The organism is Dendronalium sp. ChiSLP03b (assembly GCF_034531165.2).
GTDB lineage: Bacteria > Cyanobacteriota > Cyanobacteriia > Cyanobacteriales > Nostocaceae > Dendronalium > Dendronalium minutum.
The window spans coordinates 1-18,981 of the sequence record NZ_JAVRBR020000049.1; the positions used below are offsets into that span (position 1 = coordinate 1).

Annotated in this window: 23 protein-coding genes; 9 read left to right on the forward strand and 14 right to left on the reverse strand. The window is 43.9% G+C overall.

Features of this window, described 5'->3' with window-relative positions:
• The 3 genes from RMY31_RS12460 to RMY31_RS12470 all read right to left on the reverse strand — a co-directional run.
• Positions 1-213: hypothetical protein (locus RMY31_RS12460; protein WP_409877896.1), on the reverse strand; the 213-nt coding region annotated here is incomplete at its 3' end.
• Between the two features lie 18 nt (positions 214-231).
• On the reverse strand, positions 232-786 hold the full coding sequence (locus RMY31_RS12465; protein WP_409877897.1) for a LemA family protein: 555 nt from the start codon (positions 784-786) through the stop codon (positions 232-234).
• Positions 787-894: 108 nt separating this feature from the next.
• Positions 895-1,227: a transposase gene (locus tag RMY31_RS12470; RefSeq protein ID WP_409877898.1), complete on the reverse strand. Its 333-nt coding sequence runs from the start codon at positions 1,225-1,227 to the stop codon at positions 895-897.
• On the opposite strand from RMY31_RS12470, the gene RMY31_RS12475 reads away from it, so the two are divergent.
• Positions 1,182-1,340 carry a hypothetical protein gene (locus RMY31_RS12475; RefSeq protein WP_409877901.1) on the forward strand — a complete coding sequence of 53 codons (159 nt, stop codon included), beginning with the start codon at positions 1,182-1,184 and terminating at the stop codon, positions 1,338-1,340. The genes RMY31_RS12470 and RMY31_RS12475 overlap by 46 nt on opposite strands.
• A 139-nt stretch (positions 1,341-1,479) precedes the next feature.
• Here the strand turns inward: RMY31_RS12475 and RMY31_RS12480 are convergent, their stop codons facing one another.
• The 7 genes from RMY31_RS12480 to cbiT form a co-directional block, all read right to left on the reverse strand.
• Complete coding sequence (locus tag RMY31_RS12480; protein ID WP_322665648.1) at positions 1,480-1,872, reverse strand: transposase; 393 nt, start codon at positions 1,870-1,872, stop codon at positions 1,480-1,482.
• 16 nt (positions 1,873-1,888) lie between these two features.
• Positions 1,889-2,839 carry a glutathione S-transferase family protein gene (locus tag RMY31_RS12485; protein ID WP_322665650.1) on the reverse strand — a complete coding sequence of 317 codons (951 nt, stop codon included), beginning with the start codon at positions 2,837-2,839 and terminating at the stop codon, positions 1,889-1,891.
• A gap of 42 nt (positions 2,840-2,881) precedes the next feature.
• Complete coding sequence (locus RMY31_RS12490; RefSeq protein WP_322665652.1) at positions 2,882-3,097, reverse strand: hypothetical protein; 216 nt, start codon at positions 3,095-3,097, stop codon at positions 2,882-2,884.
• A 25-nt stretch (positions 3,098-3,122) separates the two neighbouring features.
• Positions 3,123-3,443: an EamA family transporter gene (locus RMY31_RS12495; RefSeq protein WP_322665654.1), complete on the reverse strand. Its 321-nt coding sequence runs from the start codon at positions 3,441-3,443 to the stop codon at positions 3,123-3,125.
• Positions 3,444-3,534: 91 nt separating this feature from the next.
• Complete coding sequence (locus tag RMY31_RS12500) at positions 3,535-3,768, reverse strand: EF-hand domain-containing protein (RefSeq protein ID WP_322665656.1); 234 nt, start codon at positions 3,766-3,768, stop codon at positions 3,535-3,537.
• A gap of 323 nt (positions 3,769-4,091) precedes the next feature.
• Positions 4,092-4,973 (reverse strand): phosphatidate cytidylyltransferase, encoded by an 882-nt coding sequence (locus tag RMY31_RS12505; RefSeq protein ID WP_322659481.1) that lies wholly within the window; start codon positions 4,971-4,973, stop codon positions 4,092-4,094.
• A 199-nt stretch (positions 4,974-5,172) separates the two neighbouring features.
• Complete coding sequence (gene cbiT / locus RMY31_RS12510) at positions 5,173-5,775, reverse strand: precorrin-6Y C5,15-methyltransferase subunit CbiT (protein ID WP_322659374.1); 603 nt, start codon at positions 5,773-5,775, stop codon at positions 5,173-5,175.
• Between the two features lie 87 nt (positions 5,776-5,862).
• Between cbiT and RMY31_RS12515 the strand changes: the two genes are divergently transcribed.
• Both RMY31_RS12515 and tatA read left to right on the forward strand, forming a co-directional pair.
• Positions 5,863-7,314, forward strand: a complete 1,452-nt coding sequence (locus RMY31_RS12515; RefSeq protein ID WP_322659376.1) for a serine/threonine-protein kinase — start codon at positions 5,863-5,865, stop codon at positions 7,312-7,314.
• 130 nt (positions 7,315-7,444) lie between these two features.
• Positions 7,445-7,618, forward strand: coding sequence for a twin-arginine translocase TatA/TatE family subunit (tatA, locus tag RMY31_RS12520; protein ID WP_322659378.1), 174 nt, complete (start codon positions 7,445-7,447; stop codon positions 7,616-7,618).
• Between the two features lie 57 nt (positions 7,619-7,675).
• Here the strand turns inward: tatA and cphA are convergent, their stop codons facing one another.
• From cphA to RMY31_RS12535, 3 genes are all read right to left on the reverse strand, one after another.
• Positions 7,676-10,375, reverse strand: coding sequence for a cyanophycin synthetase (gene cphA, locus RMY31_RS12525; RefSeq protein WP_322659483.1), 2,700 nt, complete (start codon positions 10,373-10,375; stop codon positions 7,676-7,678).
• 173 nt (positions 10,376-10,548) lie between these two features.
• Positions 10,549-11,412, reverse strand: a complete 864-nt coding sequence (locus tag RMY31_RS12530; protein WP_322659380.1) for a cyanophycinase — start codon at positions 11,410-11,412, stop codon at positions 10,549-10,551.
• Between the two features lie 43 nt (positions 11,413-11,455).
• On the reverse strand, positions 11,456-11,620 hold the full coding sequence (locus RMY31_RS12535; protein WP_322659382.1) for a hypothetical protein: 165 nt from the start codon (positions 11,618-11,620) through the stop codon (positions 11,456-11,458).
• Between the two features lie 780 nt (positions 11,621-12,400).
• On the opposite strand from RMY31_RS12535, the gene trmD reads away from it, so the two are divergent.
• The 6 genes from trmD to argH all read left to right on the forward strand — a co-directional run bounded on the left by trmD (position 12,401) and on the right by argH (position 18,425).
• The gene (gene trmD, locus RMY31_RS12540; RefSeq protein ID WP_322659384.1) at positions 12,401-13,168 is read left to right on the forward strand and encodes a tRNA (guanosine(37)-N1)-methyltransferase TrmD; all 768 of its coding nucleotides are present in this window, start codon (positions 12,401-12,403) and stop codon (positions 13,166-13,168) included.
• A gap of 176 nt (positions 13,169-13,344) precedes the next feature.
• Complete coding sequence (ispF, locus tag RMY31_RS12545) at positions 13,345-13,830, forward strand: 2-C-methyl-D-erythritol 2,4-cyclodiphosphate synthase (protein ID WP_322659386.1); 486 nt, start codon at positions 13,345-13,347, stop codon at positions 13,828-13,830.
• 54 nt (positions 13,831-13,884) lie between these two features.
• The gene (locus RMY31_RS12550) at positions 13,885-15,666 is read left to right on the forward strand and encodes an ABC transporter substrate-binding protein (protein WP_322659388.1); all 1,782 of its coding nucleotides are present in this window, start codon (positions 13,885-13,887) and stop codon (positions 15,664-15,666) included.
• A 71-nt stretch (positions 15,667-15,737) separates the two neighbouring features.
• On the forward strand, positions 15,738-16,526 hold the full coding sequence (gene larB, locus RMY31_RS12555) for a nickel pincer cofactor biosynthesis protein LarB (RefSeq protein ID WP_322659390.1): 789 nt from the start codon (positions 15,738-15,740) through the stop codon (positions 16,524-16,526).
• Positions 16,527-16,676: 150 nt separating this feature from the next.
• Complete coding sequence (locus RMY31_RS12560; protein ID WP_322659392.1) at positions 16,677-16,883, forward strand: hypothetical protein; 207 nt, start codon at positions 16,677-16,679, stop codon at positions 16,881-16,883.
• Positions 16,884-17,033: 150 nt separating this feature from the next.
• Positions 17,034-18,425, forward strand: a complete 1,392-nt coding sequence (gene argH, locus RMY31_RS12565) for an argininosuccinate lyase (protein ID WP_322659394.1) — start codon at positions 17,034-17,036, stop codon at positions 18,423-18,425.
• A 154-nt stretch (positions 18,426-18,579) separates the two neighbouring features.
• On the opposite strand, the gene RMY31_RS12570 is transcribed toward argH, so the two are convergent.
• Positions 18,580-18,744, reverse strand: a complete 165-nt coding sequence (locus RMY31_RS12570; RefSeq protein WP_009457656.1) for a hypothetical protein — start codon at positions 18,742-18,744, stop codon at positions 18,580-18,582.
• Positions 18,745-18,981: the final 237 nt, after the last annotated feature.

The following is an 18,981-nucleotide window of genomic DNA, read 5'->3' on the forward strand; positions in this document are numbered from 1 at the left end:
AGAGCTAATTTGTAAACTCAAGTAAAGTCCTTGTCTTGTATACTTTTCAGGAATTTGAGCCAATAATGCACTTATTCGCTGAAACTCAGACCTCGCAATGATTTGAGTATCCTTAAGATTTTCTTTACGAATCAGCTCGTAGTTTTTATGTTCTAACAATTTCACTATTGCGTTTAATAATTCCTGATTTTGTGCAGAATTAAGTTTGGACATATTTTTTAAAGTTTAAATTTATTTAGAATTTATTTGAATATTTACATTTTCTCTAGCTTGTAGATTAGCTTTAAACTGCAATTTTAATTGATATTTCATCCCTGAAGCTATAATGTTTGTCGGAAACATTTCTACAGCATTATTGTATTCAGTTACGGCAGAGTTATAAAATCTTCTAGCGGCGGAAAGTTGTTCTTCTACTTCACTCAACGAATATTGTAGTTGGATAAAATGGTCGTTTGCTTTTAATTCGGGATATGCTTCTACTGCTACGATAATTTTGTTTAACATTCTCGAAATTTGGTCTTCTACAGCAACTCGGCTATTATTACTTAAATTTTTTGAAGTGATAGTACTTCTGAGTCTGCTAATTTCTATCAATGTTTTTTGCTCAAATTGCATATATATTTGAGCTAAAGTAACAAGTCTAGGGATCAAATCGCTTCTTTTTTGCAGAATTACATCAACACTAGAAAATGCATTATCAACTTGATTCCTTTTATAAATCAAGCTATTGTATAAAGCAATAAATATAATCAACGATAGAACTATAAAAATAATTACAGCAATCAATATTTAATTAATACAAGTATTTTAATATTAGTTATAACTTAGTTAAGTTATTATTAAAATAGTATTTTCTATAAAATATATATGAATGAGCTACAGCATATTCGGAGTTTATGAGGTACAGTAGCAGCAATTTGTAAACCAATTTGTGAGATGTTCAGGATTAATTAATTCAAGAGCTATTTTAATTAAAACATCAACTCCAGATGCATTCAAAGGAGAAAATTGTTTCAAGAATGCTTTTAATTGTGACCACCAATGCTCGATGGGATTAAATTCAGGGGAATAGGGAGACATGTATAGAGCACTTGCACCAACAGATTCAATTAACGGTTTAATTTCTACGACTTGATGTGCGGGAAGATTATCCATTACAACGACTGCACCAGCCCATAATTGTGGTAACAAAAAATGTAAGGGTAAAGACTTTATATGCATCTCCATCCATCGAGCCGTTTAAAGTCATGACAGCTAAAACTTTCTTTAAACTAATTCCTCCGATTACAGTAACTTTTGCACCGACGCTCGAAGACTCGCTAACGCTGCGCTATCGATAATATGGTTTAAAATCATACACTCTGCTGCCGCGACCGCTTCTGGCATGAGTTCGGGTCAAACCAAGTAAAACACCCATTTCATCAATGAAAACTAAGTTTTCTGGATCTATAGTTTTAACTTTTTCCCAAAATTCACACCTTAACTTTTGGACTCTTTCGGTGGCACATTGACTACTACGTAATGTCTTTTTTTTTGTGTCAGATTTTGTCTTTGCAATGCCCGACACATAGCACTCGTGCTTACCCATTTATCGTAAGTTTGTCCCCAATATTCACAATATTCCGATAAAGTTGCATCTGGATATTTTTCTACCATTTGAGCTAGCTCAATTTTATGCTTATCCAAATCACTCTTCATACCTCCACCTTGTTTTTGTGGCTGTACATGACCTTGAGTTCTTTTAAGGAAAAGCAGCCTTTGTACAAAAGCCTTACTGACATCAAACCTAGAAGCTATTTTTCTAATTGATGTATCGCCTTGAGAGTAAGCCTTAATTATTTTTTCTCGAAAGTCGATGGAGTAAGCTTTCATGGTACTAATTGATGCACTAGCATTTAGTGTACTCTATGTACCTGCAATCTGCTGTAATTGGTCCTTTGGGAATAATGCGGCGATTGATTACACCCTCATAGGTATCGAAGTAATGGCGCTTAATATGGTCAAACTTGACGGTTTCAGCCACTTCTGGAAGGTAGTAAATGCGGTATGTATAGTTCCACAGATTTGGATAATCCGTGAGATGACGGAGATTACAATTCAAAGCTCCGTAGTAAGCGACATCAAATCGAACTAGCGTGACAAACAGACGAATATCCGCTTGAGTGAAGCGATCTCCCACGAGATACTGCTTGTCAGATAATTGAGCTTCCAGGGTATCTAGTGCATCAAATAGTAGGTCAATTGCCCCATCATAATCTGCTTGAGAACTGGCAAAACCAACTTTGTAAACGCTAATATTGATGCGCTCGGATACAAAGGCATTGATTTGCTCAATCTCCGCTCTCAGTTCTTGGGGATAGAGATCAAGACTTGCGTCATTAAATGCATCAAATTCAGTCACCAACATTCGCAGAATATCCGCAGACTCATTGTTGACGATGGTTGCTGTTTTCTGATCCCATAGTACTGGAACCGTAACTCTACCCGTGAAGTTTGGCTTTGCCTGAGTGTACACCTGATGAAGATAATCAAACCCATTAATGATATCCGGTGTCGTGTCCTTCCAATTACCAAACACCCATCCGTTTGAGCTGCCCCAATCTGGGCTGAGAACTGACATGGAAATTACGTTTTCCAATCCTTTTAACTTACAAGCCAAAATTGTGCGATGGGCAAAGGGACAGGCATAGGACACATATAAATGATAGCGATCGCGTTCAGCCTTAAAGCCAGAAGATCCATCGGCAGAAATAAAATCTCGAAACGAACCTGCTGGAATTCTTTCTCCTTCAAGTGGTTGAAAACCAGAATGCCAGATACCGTTCATTAATACTTTCATCGAACTCTCCGGTAACGAATAGGAATGCATTTGTAAAATGATTTACCAATTGATTGCCAGTTGATGGAGTGTTTCTTGGGCTTGTGCTAGCGATTGTTCGCTCAGTACAGTGTTCAATCCATTCACATTGACAAATTGAATGTCTATAATGCCAATGAAGTCGAAAATCGCTCTCAGGTATAGCTCTAACTGGGAGTTGTGTGAGGATGAGCCTCTAGTTCTTTGGTGTTGAATAAACTGTATGTACAGAAGTGACATAGTGAGTACACCGAATTGATTGTTACTAGGAAGATTGCCGTAATTGCATTGCAGTGACAGCAGCAATGATGAGAACACCACCCAAAATTTGCAGCAGCGTCAAGGTTTGTCCAAACCATAGCCATGCCAAGATTGCAGCGACAAAGGGTTCTAAAGTAGCCACGATCGCCGCCCATTCAACATGAACTCGTTGAATGCTCCACAAAAGCAGTAGATAGGGCAGCAGATTTCCGATAATTCCAACCATCAGCACTTTGGGGAAGTGTTCGGGAACCAGTAGGGTAGTGGGCAATCCTTGTGTGAACTGGTACGCTAGCCAGAACAGGCTAGCAACAGCAAATGCCAATGACCTAGAAATTGCAAATCCCTCAAAGCGTGGGCTAGAGAGGGATTTTGGGTATTGGGTATTGGGTATTTGGTATTGGGTTTTTTGACTGCTAGGTTAAATTACTTGCTTTCTCAACTGCTTGCTTTAACTCTTCAAAAGTAATACTACCGTCTTCGTCTGAATCATACTGTACTAGTAACTCCTGTGGGCTACTGGTATTTGTTTCTGATGAGATGACTGCACTTAAGCCAGGACTTAAAAAAAGCTCATTAATGGAGACTTTGCCGTCTTGATCGCGATCTAAGGTATTAAAAAGAGATTGAAGCTCTTGCTCGGTTGCCATAAGTTTCTATCTGAATTAATTTTTCAATTTAATATCTCATTAATATCTCAAAATTAAACAAAGTTATATCCTTAGAGGTAGAAACGGGTATGACTGGGGCTTAGATTAGGTGTACGCCCTGATACAGGGTCTACAGTTGGGACAATGAAAGTCAATCGGCACGGTCGAGCTAAAGTTCTCACTCAACAAGAGATACAGCTAATTTTCAGTCATGGCTTATACCAATTCGTAATTCGTAATTCGTAATTCGTAATTAAGAAAGTCCCATTTAGTCTAGGTTTCTGGGTTTGGATCTGTATCATTATTTTTGGGAAATAGTATTACTATAACAGCGGCAATAAAAGTGTCACAAAATAGTAAACCAAAGGAGCTGTGAAGATATAACTATCAGTACGGTCTAAGATGCCACCATGACCGGGGATCAACTGTCCTGAATCCTTAACGCCAGCATCGCGCTTAAGCATAGATTCGGTGAGGTCGCCTAAAAGACTAGCAATACCAATCAGTAAACCCAAGGCGACACCAGTGATAATAAATCTGGGAAAGTGAAGATAATAAGCCCCCGCTAAGGCTACAGCAACGCTACCAGCGATGCCGAAAACTGCCCCTTCAACAGTTTTTTTCGGACTAATGTTCGATAATTGGGTTTTGCCAAAGAATTTACCAATAAAGTAAGCGCCAATGTCAGCTGCCCAAATGCATAGGAAAGTCAGCATCGTCACTGTCAATCCTTGAGGTAAAGCCGCGAAATTTTTTTGCTGGAGAATATCTGCCCAACTTGGGGGCCAGTAACCACCCAAAGGAAGATTGCTGATAGCTGCACTACCGAGGGCGCGTAACCGTACCCAATAACTCGCCAAGTAACCCACATAAAATAGCCCCATAATGGAAGCGGAAATATCCGCGATTGTTGCCATTTTGGGCTGGAACAGCAAGTAAAAACAAATAAATGTACCAGCTATAGGCATGACAGCATCAGCTAAACTGCTATCAACTGTACTAATAACCAGTAAAACTTGGCTGACAAATATGGTGGTTTTAGCAGCGGGAACTATACCTCTGGCTCGCACCAAATTAAAATATTCCTGATGACCTAAGAAGACAATAACCGCGATCGCAATCGTAAAATACCAACCTCCTAAAAGGACGGCAATCAAAGCAAGGGCGATCGCAACAATTCCACTAATAATCCGAGACCAAGGCATAGAAGTATTTTGGATTTGGGTATTGGGGATTGGGGATCGGGGATTGGGCATTGGGTATTGGGTATTGGCTATTAACAAGAAAAAGTAATGTGATGAACTAAATTCCTTCCTAGTCCCTAGTCCACAGTCCCCATTGCCCCTAATCCCCAGAGGGGGCCCCGAGTTCCCCAGTCCCCAAACGCTAGTCCCCAGTCCCCATTTAGTCTAGTTTCTCACCACTAAGGATAAAAATGGGATCGACGGCGGCAAAAGTTTGAGAAAAGCCGCGCGTTTCTAAGCGATTGACCGCAGATTGGACAACTTCGATATTAACCGCTCGCAACTGCGAAAAGCTTTGAGAAATAGCATACAGACCTTCTAGATTAGCAGCTGTCGCCACAACTCTTCCTGAGGATGGTAAATAATGCCACACTGCTTGCAAAATATCTTGGATGGGTCTTCCTCCCTCAATACAAACACGGTGAGGGGAAACTTTTAGGTCATGCAAACACTCTGGCGCATTCCCTTCAATGACTTCAACATTATTCACCTCAAAGCGATCGCAGTTACGCTTGATCAGGTTGGCTACTTCTTCATCCCGTTCTACAGCAATAATCTGAGCGCTGGGACACAGCAATCCCACTTCTACGGGAATTGTACCCGTCCCTGCACCAATGTCCCACAACACCGAATCAGGTTTTAGCCGCAATTGAGAAATCAACAGCAGCCGCACTTCTCGCTGACTAAAAGGAATACCTGGCAAATGCTCGAACAATTCATCGGGAATACCAGGGGTAATGTAAGGCCAAAGTTGGGAGGGCATAGAAATACACAACTATACTAAGAAATATCAGCTTGCCCAATTTGACAAGCTATAAAACCTTTTAGACTAACGTTATAAGCAATCATAATGATTGGGGAAATACTAGGCGATGTCCGTGGACAAGACGCTTCACGTCTGGGCTACGAAGTCAAGCAGCTATTGGGAAAAAAAGCAGGGCGGCGGACACTGTTAGCACGGGATCGAGTCACTGATGAATTAGTAGTTGTCAAGTTACTCTCTTTTGGTAGTGACTTTGAATGGGACGATCTCAAGTTGTTTGAGCGGGAAGCTGAAACCTTAAAATCTTTATCACATCCCTCTATTCCACGCTATTTGGACTATTTTGAAGTAAGTTTACCCACCATTAAAGGATTTGCCTTAGTACAGAGTTATATCCCAGCTCAAACTTTAGAGCAATACTTACAAACTGGGCGGACTTTTACAGAAGTCGAAGTCAAACAGTTAGCTAAAGCAGTTTTAGAGATTTTGATTTACCTACATGGATTGCATCCGCCTGTCATCCACCGCGATCTTAAGCCTAGCAATATTTTATTAGGCGTAGACGCGCCAAGCGCGGCTTGCCGCAGGCATCGCTCTGGCAATAATATCGGTCAAGTTTACTTGGTAGATTTTGGTTCAGTGCAAACTGTCTTAGCTACAGAAGGTGGCACTAGAACTGTGGTAGGAACTTATGGCTATATGCCACAGGAGCAATTTGGCGGACGTACTGTTGCAGCATCTGACCTTTATAGCTTAGGCACAACGTTAATTTACTTGCTGACGGGTACTCATCCAGCCGATTTACCCCAAAAGGATTTTCGCATTCAATTTGAGCAAACGGCGCATCTGAGTCCAGGTTTGACTCGCTGGTTGAGGGCAATGACTGAACCCAGTTTAGAAAAGCGCTTAAGTTCTGCAAGTGAAGCACTGAAAGCTTTGGATAATTTCCAACTTCCAAATTCCAGTGCTTTAGCTGTGGACAAACCTGCTGGTAGCAAAATTCAACTAAATAAAAATGCTGATTCTCTCGAAATTATCATTCCCCCAGTTGGCTTTCATCCTGCAATGATTTTTACAGGTTTGTTTGCGATCGCCTGGAATTCATTTATCTTGTTTTGGACAATTGGCGCTCTCAGTGCCCCTTTTCCCATCAATATCCCCTTTGCTTTGTTCTCACTTCCCTTTTGGGGTGCTGGCTTTTTCATGCTAACTGGAATTATCTTCCCTTGGTTTGCACGCATCCACTTAAGCTTGAATCAGGAGCAAATCACTTTAATTTGGGAGTTGTTTGCTTTGAAATTCTATCGTCCTCGTCCATCGTCAAGACAAAGTATCACCAAACTGGTTTACATTCCTCAACACTTTACTAAAGACTCTGAGGGAAGCCGCTCAGTAGTAGCGCCGCAATTGGATATTTGGGCGGGAGTACGAAAATATCAGATTGGTGGTAACGGTGGCACTATCAAATCTGAAGCAGAACTTGAATGGCTAGCTCATGAATTAAGCGATTGGTTAGGTATACCAATTACTAGAGAATAGGGAGTGGGGAACTCGGGATGCCTTCTGGGGATAAGAGGCAATGGGTAAAAAGCATGGGGAGGTATTTGAAGTCGTTCCTCCGTCCTATGAATGTTTATAGTTAATTAGAGATACTGTAGAGGAAACTTATATGTTTGGACTAGGATGGCCGGAAGTAGGTGTAATTGCCGTAGTCGCTATTTTAATTTTTGGTCCCAAAAAAATCCCTGAACTGGGAAACGCACTGGGCAAAACTCTACGAGATTTTAAAGAGGGACTGAAAAATTCTAATGATGACAACAGTCCAGAAGAAGAACAACAATAGTCAACAGTCAACAGTCAACAAAGTTTAAGCTGTGGACTATGGACTCTTGACTATCAACTAAAGCAAAGTATTAATAACGGAAGATGTCACCCCATTTTGAATATCTACAACAGTCGTGGAGGGATTTTGTTGTATTTCCTCTTTGACTAAGCCGCGCAGCTTAATTAACTTGATAGCCCGACTGACACTTTCTGGTAAAATCACCACCAGACCGTTATCAGGAGCCATATCCAAAGCTTTATTAATCGCTTGAGTTTCGTCCAGAATTGACTCGAAGCGGCAATCAGGTTTGACTTGGGTGATGCCTTTAGTAATTAAATCAGATGCCGAACCCCTTGGTCGTCCTCGCGTGTCATCATCTTCTTTGACAATGATGTAGTCAAAAATATCTGCTGCTAGTTTACCCAAAGTAACGAAGTCTTCGTCGCGGCGATCGCCTGGTCCGCCAACTACGCCAATCTTCTCTCCTGTATTCCAGTTGCGGACAAAAGCACCCACAGCTTCGTAACTTGCTGGGTTGTGGGCATAGTCTACTAAGGCGTGGAAGTTGCCTAAATTAAATAAATTCATCCGGCCCGGTGTTTGACTCACAGAAGCACGGAATGTCTTTAGGCCAGCGCGAATCTGCTCGATTGTGACGTTTTGCACGAAAGCTGCCAAACTCGCTGCTAAAGCGTTGGCAATCATGAACGGCGCACGTCCACCCATTGTCAAAGGTATATTTTCTGCTCTTTCGATTCTGTGCGTCCAATCGCCTTTCACAATTGACAGATAGCCATTTTCATACACTGCTGCTACTCCTCCCTTTTGGATGTGCTTCCGCACTAATTCCGAATCGGGATTCATTGTAAAGTAAGCAATATTAGCTTTTGTTTTTTCGGCCATGGCAGCAACGCGGCGATCGTCGGCGTTGAGTACGGCATAGCCATCAGGGAATACAGCTTCTGCAACTACACTTTTGAGGTTAGCCAATTGATCGATGGTATCGATATCGCCTATTCCTAGATGATCGGCAGCGACGTTTAATACCACACCGACATTAGCAGTTTCAAAACCGAGTCCAGAGCGAAGAATACCACCACGAGCTGTTTCGAGTACGGCTACTTCTACAGTTGGATCTTGCAAGATCAGGTGGGCACTTTGGGGGCCTGTGTTATCTCCAGCTTCTACTAAGTATTCACCGATATAAGTCCCATCTGTAGTTGTATAGCCTACTACTTTTCCTGTTTGTTTATAAATATGTGCTAGCAATCGCGTAGTTGTGGTTTTCCCATTAGTGCCCGTCACACTCAAGATGGGAATGCGGCTAGATTGTTCGTTAGGGAACAGCATATCCATAACTGCGCCAGCGACGTTGCGAGGGATGCCAATGCTGGGGGCGACGTGCATCCGAAAGCCAGGTGCAGCATTAACTTCCACAATCACACCATCCACTTCCCGTAGGGGACGGCTAATATCTGAAGTGACGATATCCAGTCCGGCGATATCCAAACCGATAATTTTCACTACCCTTTGAGCTAACCAAATGTTTTCTGGGTGGATCTCGTCGGTACGGTCTACGGCAATACCACCTGTACTCAAATTTGCCGTTGCCCGCAGGTAACAAATTGTGCTTTTTGGGAGGACGCTGTTGAGAGTGTAGCCTTGCCTTTCTAGCAGTTGGTAGCTGGTGCGGTCTAGTTCAATTTTGGTGAGGACGTTATCATGTCCTTCTCCACGATTCGGATCGAGGTTTGTTTCCTCAATTAGTTCGGCGATGGTAGATCTGCCATTGCCAACTACATGAGCTGGTACGCGTTCAGCGACTGCCACGACTTTGCCATCGACAACCAGTACTCTGTGGTCGCGTCCGATGTAATACCGTTCGACAATGATTGACCGAGAAACTTGTCTGGCTGCCTCGTAAGCTGCCTCTGCTTCATCCCAAGTTCTGATATCGATAGTGATCCCGCGTCCGTGATTGCCATCCAGCGGTTTGATGACGATGGGATAACCGCCTACGTATTCAATGGCTTCTTCTAAATCATCCAAGAAGTTGATGACTGTACCTCTGGGTACAGGCACTCCAGTCGCAGCTAAGATGCGTTTGGTGGCTTCTTTATCGCAAGCTAGTTCTACCCCCAGAATGCTGGTGTTATCAGTCATTGTGGCCTGCATCCGCTTCTGATTAACGCCATAGCCCAGCTGAATCAAAAAGCGGGCGCTCAGTTGCATCCAGGGAATGCCTCTTTTTTCGGCTTCTTTGACGATCGCTTCTGTTGAAGGGCCTAGAGAAGAATCGCGCCAGAAGTCTTTCAGGTCTTGGATGTCTTGCTCTAGTTCTGCCTTGGGATAACGACCGCGATCGACGATACTTTGGCACAGGCGCACAGCTGCTCGTCCAGCGTAGCGTCCTGCTTCCTCATTTAGGTACTCAATTATTACCTGGAAAATTCCAGGTGTAGCAGTTTCACGGGTGCGACCAAAACCGACATGCATTCCAGCCAATTCTTGGAGTTCTAGGGCTACGTGTTCCACGACATGGCCCATCATGGTACCTTCTCGCACTCGCATCAAAAAACCACCACGACAGCCAGGCGAACAATAGTGACCCTCCAGACTTGGCAACGCCTCTACTAATCCTTCATAAAAGCCAGGGATTTCATTCGAGGGCGTCTCGGCAAGGTTTTCTAAATCGAGGCGCATGACGATCAGCTTGTGGCGTCGAATGCTCCAGTAGTTTGGGCCGCGTAAGGTCTGGATCTTGAGGATTCTCATGGGAATAGGTAGATGGAGATTCGGAACCAAAATTCTAGTTTCTTACTGGAATTGACCGCTAAACTGTTCATTACAAACAGTTTTTTCTATTTTTATGGTATTGTGCTAATTTTTCTACCGCAGGAAATAAAGTTAGCGATCGATGCCAGTGTAACCTCAGATACTCTATTCCGTCAGCTAGAGATACGGTGTACAGCGGGCAATACAGTCCGTTGGTACAGGTGGAAGCGATCGCCATAGCTGAGGATGTGCAGACGTAAATTATGCACTGTTAGGGGTTCATTAGCGCCGACATGCGGCTCGTTGGTGTGGGTGAGTTCAGTGGGATCGACAATGGTGACACTGCCTTTGCCCATGACTTGCAGCCAGCCATCCCGTTCAAAGACAGCACAAGTATCTTCATCAATGCCGATACCTAAGCGGTCAGGATGAGCTGCGATCGCACTAATTAGTCGTCCCATACGATTGCGGTTGTGAAAGTGTTGGTCAACAATTACCTCTGGGATAAATCCCAAACCCGTTGCCATATCTACTAGGGAACGATTTGGTGTCTCTCCACTACCACCGCCAGCAATCATATGATGCCCCATTACTGCCGCCCCCGCACTGGTACCTGCTAAGGTAAGTTGCCCCGATCTCACCCGCTGCCGGATGATCTCCATCGCTGGCGTATCTGACAACACGCCACAGAGGCGCAATTGGTCTCCTCCCGTCAAAAAAACTCCACTACAGGCTTCTAAAGATGCTTTGATTTGTGGAATTTCACACTGTTCCCGTTCGCGGATGTCTAAAATCTCAACCTTCTCAGCACCCATTTCTTCAAAAATGCGAATATACCGACCACCGATGATAGCGGGTTCGCGGGAGGCAGATGGAATAATTGTAATATAGGCCTTACTAGCACCGGCGCGACCAAAAAAAGTTCGCAGGATTTCGCGTCCATGAACTTTATCTTCTGCGCCTCCGATCACCAGAACGGCGGTTTTAGTTGCTTGGGGTGTCCTCATTTCCAGCGATTTAGCTTTTAGTTGCGGCATTGTGTTTCTCCTGTCAACAACTTCAGGAGCCATCGCCTTGGTGTTAGCGCAGCGTTAGCGGCGCAGGAGCGTCGGCAGTCCGGTCTTGGGGAGCCAGTGCGGTCTTGGGGTTTCCCCAAGTGGAGGAGGCAGTGCGTTGCGGAGCCAGCGCTGTGCGGAGGTTCCCTCCGTTGAAGCGACTGGCGTGGGGTTCCCCCCGTTGTAGCAACTGCCGTCATCTGGCGTGGTTTCCCCCATGAGGAAATGCCGAAAGGGTTCCCCAGTGAGACAGCCCTGAAGGAGGGTTTCCAACACCAGTCGCTCATGGGGGAGACCCCCAAGACCGCGCTGGCTCCTCCGTAGGAGACTGCGTTCCCCGAAGGGGTTCTCGAAGAGTACCCGAAGGGCTTGTGGCGAATGGCGTGTGAATTTAACAAGGTTGAGTAGCCTAATGATTTACGCACTTTGCTTTTGTAGGAGGACACTGCACCGAGGTTTTGATTGCCGACAGCCAGCGTTCATAATTCTCGTTTAACAGACACGAAGCCTCAGTATTCATGTGTCTGTTGCCGTTCCTAAAAGCCAGCGCCTTGTTTTTCACCTGTCCACTTTTTCCAGACTGGCAGAATTGTGCTTGGGGACTAAGGGAGGACACTTTTGTGTGGGGTTTCCCCTTTGTTTAATCAAGTGTCTGTTTCCCCTCTTAGGTTGGGGACGAATCCCCTCTGGGGTCGGGGGTGGACAGGTCTTTGCACAAATGATTCTGAGGCTAGCTCGATGCATCCTGGAAGTTGTTAACCTGGTCAGATTATTTATTTAAATGGTAGTTGTGACAATATTTAAACATAAATTAAGTAATTAGAAAAACTTTTGATCCCGTGAAGAAACATATTGTTCTGGTACTTTTAGATACTATTGAGCAAGCTTATCTGTAGTTTTACCCTAGATTGGCTTCTTGCGTTTAGTAAACATTCAAATTTAAGATTAGTGTTCTCGAATACGAATTACTGTGCGCTTTGATATAGTTACACTTTTTCCTGACTGTTTTACCTCAGTTCTTAGCTCTGGGCTGCTAGGTAAAGCCTTAGCCAAACAGATTGCCCAAGTGAATCTGGTCAATCCTCGAGACTTCACCACCGATAAACACCGGAAGGTAGATGATGAACCCTACGGCGGTGGCGTGGGGATGCTGATGAAGCCAGAACCTATATTTACGGCTGTGGAGTCCTTGCCAACTCTACCCCGAAGAGAAATCGTGTTGATGAGTCCTCAGGGGCAAACAATCAATCAACCGCTGTTGCGAGAACTAGCAACCAATTATGACCAGTTAGTAGTAATCTGCGGACATTATGAAGGAGTGGATGAGAGGGTACTGCATCTAGTAACACGTGAGGTATCTTTGGGCGATTTTATTCTGACTGGTGGAGAAATTCCAGCAATGGCATTGATCAACGGTATAGTGCGTCTGCTACCAGGAACGGTGGCCAAAACAGAGTCCCTGACAGCAGAAAGTTTTGAAGAGGGGTTGCTGGACTATCCCCAGTACACTCGTCCCGCCAATTTTCGGGGTTGGAAAGTACCTGATGTCTTGCTCTCTGGGAATCACGCAGCAATTGCCCAATGGCGTTACGAACAACAAATTAAAAAAACAAGCGATCGCCGCCCCGATTTGCTCAAGGAGTGGGAGCGGGGGAACAGGGGGAGCAGGGGAGCAGAGGGGCAGGGGAGCAGAGGGGCAGGGGAGCAGGGAGAGCAGGGGAGAAGGGGAGGAAAGTAAAGATAAAACTCCTAACTCTTAACTCCTGTACAAATGCGATTAATCGCGTCTGTACTCAGCACGGGCTAAACGCCCCGTTATCGCTAACAGGACTCAGCAACGCCAGTCGCCTCAATGGGGGGAACCCCCGCATAGCGCTGGCTTCTCAGCACTTTTTACAACTGACAACTGGAGAAATGACTAACATTCGTATTGGCAATGGCTACGATATCCACCGATTGGTGAGCGATCGCTCTTTAATTTTAGGAGGAGTGCAAATTCCTCACGAACTTGGTTTATTGGGGCATAGTGATGCTGACGTGCTAACGCATGCAATTATGGATGCCATGCTTGGGGCATTATCTTTGGGGGATATAGGGCATTATTTTCCTCCTAGCGATTCCCAATGGGCAGGGGCTGATAGTTTAGTACTACTAACTCAAGTCAATCAGCTAATTCAAGAGCAAGGTTGGCAAGTAGGCAACATTGATTCGGTGGTAGTAGCAGAACGTCCAAAGTTGAAACCGCATATTGAAAAGATGCGTGATAAATTAGCGACTGTTTTAGAATTGCAAGCAAATCAAATTGGCATCAAAGCAACTACCAATGAAAAGTTAGGCCCCGTTGGACGAGAAGAAGGTATATGTGCTTATGCTGTTGTCTTGCTAGTAGCAGCTAAATAATTTAATTAAGTCCATATTTCCTTGAATTGAGTTCACCATTCATGTATTAAACTTATGAATTTTAGTAGCATTTTTTCCAAAATTAAACGTTTTTTGTTACCAATAATTTTGGTTTTAGCAACAGCAATTATAGTTACTGCTTGTAACCCATCTGAATTTAAAACTTCTGCTGCTCAAGTACCTCAATTAGTAAGTAGCATTCTCAGCGATCCTAAAACTTTTAACTACCCTCTCAGTCAAGAATTTCCCAATATTTTTGGGCTTACTTATGTGGGATTAACTACCCAAAACCCCATAACTGGTGAATTCGAGCCAGACTTGGCGGAATCATGGCAAATTTCTGATAACAAATTGCAGTTTATTTTTACCCTACGTCAAGGATTGAAATGGTCTGATGGACAACCACTAACAGCCGATGATGTGGTATTTACCTTCAACGACATTTACCTCAACGAAGCAATTCCCACAGATGCTAGAGATGTCTTGCGAATTGGTGAGAGTCGAGCATTACCTAAGGTACGAAAAATAGATGAACGGCGAGTCGAGTTTACCAATCCAGAACCATTTGCACCATTTTTAGGAACTGTAGGATTGCCAATTTTACCCGCCCATATATTAGAAAAATCTATCAAGACCAAAGATCGAGAAGGTAAACCAATATTTCTGTCACAGTGGGGTGTTGATACTCCTCCCGATCGGGTTATCGTCAACGGTCCTTATAAACTAGAGCGTTACGATACTAGCCAACGTGTAGTTTTTCGACGTAACCCTTACTATTGGCGCAAAGGATCTAAAGGAGAATCCCAACCTTATATCGAACGTGTAGTGTGGCAAATTGTAGAATCAACAGATACCTCGTTGCTACAATTTCGTTCTGGTGGTTTAGATACGGTGGGAGTGTCACCAGACTACTTTTCTTTGCTAAAGGTGCAAGAAAAGCAGGGAAATTTCAAAATTTATAATGGTGGACCAGCAACTGGTACGACGTTTATTTTATTCAATTTGAATAAAGGTCAAAGGAATGGGAAACCACTGGTAGATCCAGTAAAGTCGCGTTGGTTTAACACTGTAGAATTTCGGCAAGCCGTAGCCTATGCTATTGACCGACAAACGATGATAAATAATACTTTTCGCGGCTTAGGTAAACCTCAAGATTCACCAATTTCAGTGCAAAGTCCCTATTATCTTTCAGCTCAAAAAGGACTAAAGACTTATAACTACAATCTCAAAAAATCAAAGGAACTGCTGCTCAAAGCAGGATTCAAATATAACGACAAAAACCAATTAGTAGATGCTCAGGGAAACCGCGTTCGTTTTACTTTGCTGACTAATGCTGGTAACAAAATCCGCGAAGCAATTGGATCGCAAATTAAACAAGACCTGAGTAAAATCGGGATTCAAGTTGATTTCACTCCATTGGCATGGAATACTTACACAGACAAACTTTCTAACACCTTGGATTGGGAAGCTTCTATGCTAGGTCTGACTGGTGGTTTAGAACCAAATGATGGGGCTAATGTCTGGGCCTCCGAAGGTGGATTACATATGTTTAATCAGAAACCTCAAGCAGGACAAAAGCCGATTGAGGGTTGGGAAGTGTCTCCTTGGGAAGCAGAAATTAACAAGCTTTACATTCAAGCAGCTAGGGAGTTAGACGAAGCCAAGCGGAAAGAAATTTATGCCGAAACACAGCGAATAACTCAGGAGAACTTACCATTTATTTACTTAGTTAATCCTTTGTCACTCTCAGCAGTCCGTAATCGCTTTGAAGGCATCAAATTCTCTGCCCTGGGTGGCGCATTCTGGAATATTCATGAAATCAAAATAACAGATTAGTCATTAGTTAGTGGTTATTGATTAGTGGCTAACAACTGAACTACTGACTAATGATAAAGGACAAATGACCAATGACCGATGAAAAAGCTTTGCGATCGCTCCTAGAAGCGGTTGCGAATGGTAAAGTGACTCTAGATGTGGCGTTAGACTCACTCAAAGACTTAGCCTATGAACCTGTGGGTGAATTTGCCAAAATTGACCATCATCGCCAACTGAGAACTGGTTTCCCAGAGGTGATTTGGGGACCAGGTAAAACGCCAGAACAGATTGCTCAAATTATGGAGGTGATGCGTCTCCGTAACTCGGTAGTGATGGCAACCCGAATTGAACCGACAGTTTATACGGAACTGCAATCAAAGGTTAGAGGTTTACATTACTACGAATTGGCGAAAATTTGTGCCATTACTCCCCCAAGCATCGAACCACAATTTGGGGGAGAAATCGGTATTCTTTCGGCTGGTACTGCTGATTTACCCGTTGCAGAAGAAGCAGCAATCACAGCTGAACTTTCTGGTTTTCGCGTGCAGCGTCTTTGGGATGTCGGCGTTGCTGGAATTCACCGTTTATTAAATAATCGCCATGTCATTGAGTCGGCATCGGTGTTGATTGTCGTAGCTGGGATGGAAGGTGCTTTACCCAGCGTCGTTGCGGGTTTGGCACATTGTCCCGTGATTGCTGTTCCTACCAGTGTGGGTTACGGTGCAAGTTTTGGCGGTTTAGCAGCCCTATTGACAATGCTCAATTCTTGTGCGGCTGGAGTAGGTGTAGTCAATATTGATAATGGCTTTGGCGCAGCAGTTTTGGCGGGGCAAATTTTGCGGACAGCCGAGAAATTGCGGTTGGCATCGTCTGCATCTTGAGTTATGACATCAAGAGACTGGGGATTGGGGATTAGGGACTAGGTAAGAAGGGGAAAGGTTAAAGGGCAAACGGATAGTTCTTTGCTTTTCCCAATCCCCAGAACCAAATGCCCAGTAACCAATCCACTGCTAATTCATTAATTATCAAGTATGAACTACTACACCGATTTGATGTCTGAGTTACTTTGGGATTTGCCCGCTAATGTGCCGCTACTAGCTCAAGCAATTCGCGATCCAGACCTAATAGGTCAAATCTCTAAAGCTTGGAGCCACTTTGTACAGACAGGACAAATCTGGGCACTATTGATTGGTTTGGTTATTGGTTATATCATTCGGAATCTAACAAGCTACGGTTAGATTTAAAAGTTAGCAGGCAGGAGTCAGGAGTCAAGAGGCAGGGGAGCAGGGGGAGAAGTTATTACAAGTCTTTCCCCCTTCTCCCTATCACCCTATCCCCCTCATCTCCTTCATCCCCCCTGCTCCCCAATCCCCAGTCCCCTCGTATCTATGACCAAAGAACAAACTTGGAGTCAGCGGTTTGAATCGGTGCTGCATCCGGCGATCGCTCGTTTTAATGCCAGTATCGGTTTTGATATTGAATTAATCGAATACGACCTCACCGGTTCCCAAGCTCATGCTCAGATGCTGGCTCACACTGGTATCATTTCCCCAGAAGAAGGAGAGCAACTTATTGCGGGTTTAGAACAAATTCGCCAAGAATACCACCAAGGCAATTTTAATCCTGGTATCGATGCCGAAGATGTACATTTTGCGGTGGAACGGCGACTGACGGAAATTGTCGGTAATGTGGGTAAAAAATTACATACGGCGCGATCGCGTAACGATCAAGTTGGCACTGACACCAGACTCTACCTGCGCGATCGAATTCAAGAAATTAAAAGCCAATTGCGGGAATTTCAAACCGTCTTACTAGATATAGCCGAACAGCACGTTGAAACTCTAATTCCTGGCTATACCCACCTGCAACGTGCCCAACCTCTAAGTTTGGCTCATCACCTCTTGGCATATTTTCAGATGGCACAACGCGACTGGGAACGTCTGGGAGATGTGTATCGGCGAGTAAATATCTCGCCACTGGGGTGCGGTGCTTTGGCAGGAACAACTTTCCCTATTGACCGCCATTACACAGCCCAACTGTTGAAATTTGACAGCGTTTATGCAAATAGTTTGGATGGAGTGAGCGATCGCGACTTTGCGATCGAATTCCTCTGTGCTGCTAGCTTGATCGTGGTTCACCTCAGCCGCCTCTCAGAAGAAATTATTCTTTGGTCATCTGAAGAATTTCGCTTTGTTACCCTCAAAGATAGCTGTGCCACTGGTTCCAGCATTATGCCCCAAAAGAAGAATCCCGATGTACCAGAATTAGTGCGGGGAAAAACAGGGCGTGTATTCGGTCATCTTCAGGCAATGTTAGTAATTATGAAAGGGCTACCTCTGGCATACAACAAAGACCTGCAAGAAGATAAAGAAGGTCTATTTGATGGCGTTAACACAGTCAAAGCCTGTTTGGAAGCAATGACAATTTTGCTGCGAGAAGGGTTAGAATTTCGCACCCAGCGTTTGGCAGAAGCAGTGACACAGGATTTTTCCAACGCTACTGATGTAGCAGATTATTTAGCAGCACGAGGCGTACCCTTCCGAGAAGCCTATAATCTTGTAGGCAAAGTAGTAAAAACCAGTATTGCCGCAGGCAAACTCTTAAAAGATTTGACATTGGAGGAGTGGCAAAAACTCCACCCAGCATTTGCCGCAGATATTTATGAAGCGATATCCCCTCGTAAAGTTGTAGCTGCCCGTAACAGTTATGGTGGTACTGGCTTTGCTCAAGTGACCAAAGCAATCCTGACTGCTCGCGCTCAAATTGCTGAGAAAGACTAGCATTGGGAACAAAGGGATAGGAAGATAGGAAGACACGGTACTAGAAAAGAGTTTTCAGATTACTGATTACCTAGTCCCCAATAATAAGTAAGGGCGTACAACTGTACGCCCTGAAAACTCAAACACTCAAAGAATAAGAATTTCGGGAGGCAACTTATTCAGCATCAATTGCTGCTGCGCCCTCATCTTCCTCACTCTTCGGTGGTCTTTGTTGGAATCTTCTTTGCATTCTTCCTGTCGTAGTCCGTTTACGAAACTTCCTGGCATATGCCTGGTTCCGTAGCGCCTTTTCTTTTTTCGGGTTACGGCGCTTAGCCATGTTCACCTCATTAATAAACAACAAAAAAGGTAACTAGGCATCACGTAGGCAATATCAGCTACCAATGTTATTGATATAATTTTAGCCTAGTTTAGCAGCCTACATACTTTAAACAGCTTACAATCCTATCGCATTCAATTTGAATATGTCAATAGCAATTCAGCATTATTCCCTCAATGCCAAGGTGTTTGTATACTGATGTAGTGACTATAAAGACAGAAAAATCCTTGATAGAGC

What these genes read in the sequence shown, in the direction of transcription:
- RMY31_RS12515 (WP_322659376.1), top strand. Translation starts at nt 5,863, where the DNA reads ATGATTGGGGAAATACTAGGCGATGTCCGTGGACAAGACGCTTCACGT.
- larB (WP_322659390.1), top strand. Translation starts at nt 15,738, where the DNA reads ATGACCGATGAAAAAGCTTTGCGATCGCTCCTAGAAGCGGTTGCGAAT.
- ispF (WP_322659386.1), top strand. Translation starts at nt 13,345, where the DNA reads ATGACTAACATTCGTATTGGCAATGGCTACGATATCCACCGATTGGTG.
- argH (WP_322659394.1), top strand. Translation starts at nt 17,034, where the DNA reads ATGACCAAAGAACAAACTTGGAGTCAGCGGTTTGAATCGGTGCTGCAT.
- RMY31_RS12560 (WP_322659392.1), top strand. Translation starts at nt 16,677, where the DNA reads ATGAACTACTACACCGATTTGATGTCTGAGTTACTTTGGGATTTGCCC.
- RMY31_RS12500 (WP_322665656.1), bottom strand. Translation starts at nt 3,768, where the DNA reads ATGGCAACCGAGCAAGAGCTTCAATCTCTTTTTAATACCTTAGATCGC.
- RMY31_RS12550 (WP_322659388.1), top strand. Translation starts at nt 13,885, where the DNA reads ATGAATTTTAGTAGCATTTTTTCCAAAATTAAACGTTTTTTGTTACCA.
- RMY31_RS12485 (WP_322665650.1), bottom strand. Translation starts at nt 2,839, where the DNA reads ATGAAAGTATTAATGAACGGTATCTGGCATTCTGGTTTTCAACCACTT.
- RMY31_RS12530 (WP_322659380.1), bottom strand. Translation starts at nt 11,412, where the DNA reads ATGCCGCAACTAAAAGCTAAATCGCTGGAAATGAGGACACCCCAAGCA.
- RMY31_RS12490 (WP_322665652.1), bottom strand. Translation starts at nt 3,097, where the DNA reads ATGTCACTTCTGTACATACAGTTTATTCAACACCAAAGAACTAGAGGC.
- RMY31_RS12480 (WP_322665648.1), bottom strand. Translation starts at nt 1,872, where the DNA reads ATGAAAGCTTACTCCATCGACTTTCGAGAAAAAATAATTAAGGCTTAC.
- RMY31_RS12505 (WP_322659481.1), bottom strand. Translation starts at nt 4,973, where the DNA reads ATGCCTTGGTCTCGGATTATTAGTGGAATTGTTGCGATCGCCCTTGCT.
- cbiT (WP_322659374.1), bottom strand. Translation starts at nt 5,775, where the DNA reads ATGCCCTCCCAACTTTGGCCTTACATTACCCCTGGTATTCCCGATGAA.
- cphA (WP_322659483.1), bottom strand. Translation starts at nt 10,375, where the DNA reads ATGAGAATCCTCAAGATCCAGACCTTACGCGGCCCAAACTACTGGAGC.
- tatA (WP_322659378.1), top strand. Translation starts at nt 7,445, where the DNA reads ATGTTTGGACTAGGATGGCCGGAAGTAGGTGTAATTGCCGTAGTCGCT.
- RMY31_RS12570 (WP_009457656.1), bottom strand. Translation starts at nt 18,744, where the DNA reads ATGGCTAAGCGCCGTAACCCGAAAAAAGAAAAGGCGCTACGGAACCAG.
- RMY31_RS12470 (WP_409877898.1), bottom strand. Translation starts at nt 1,227, where the DNA reads ATGGAGATGCATATAAAGTCTTTACCCTTACATTTTTTGTTACCACAA.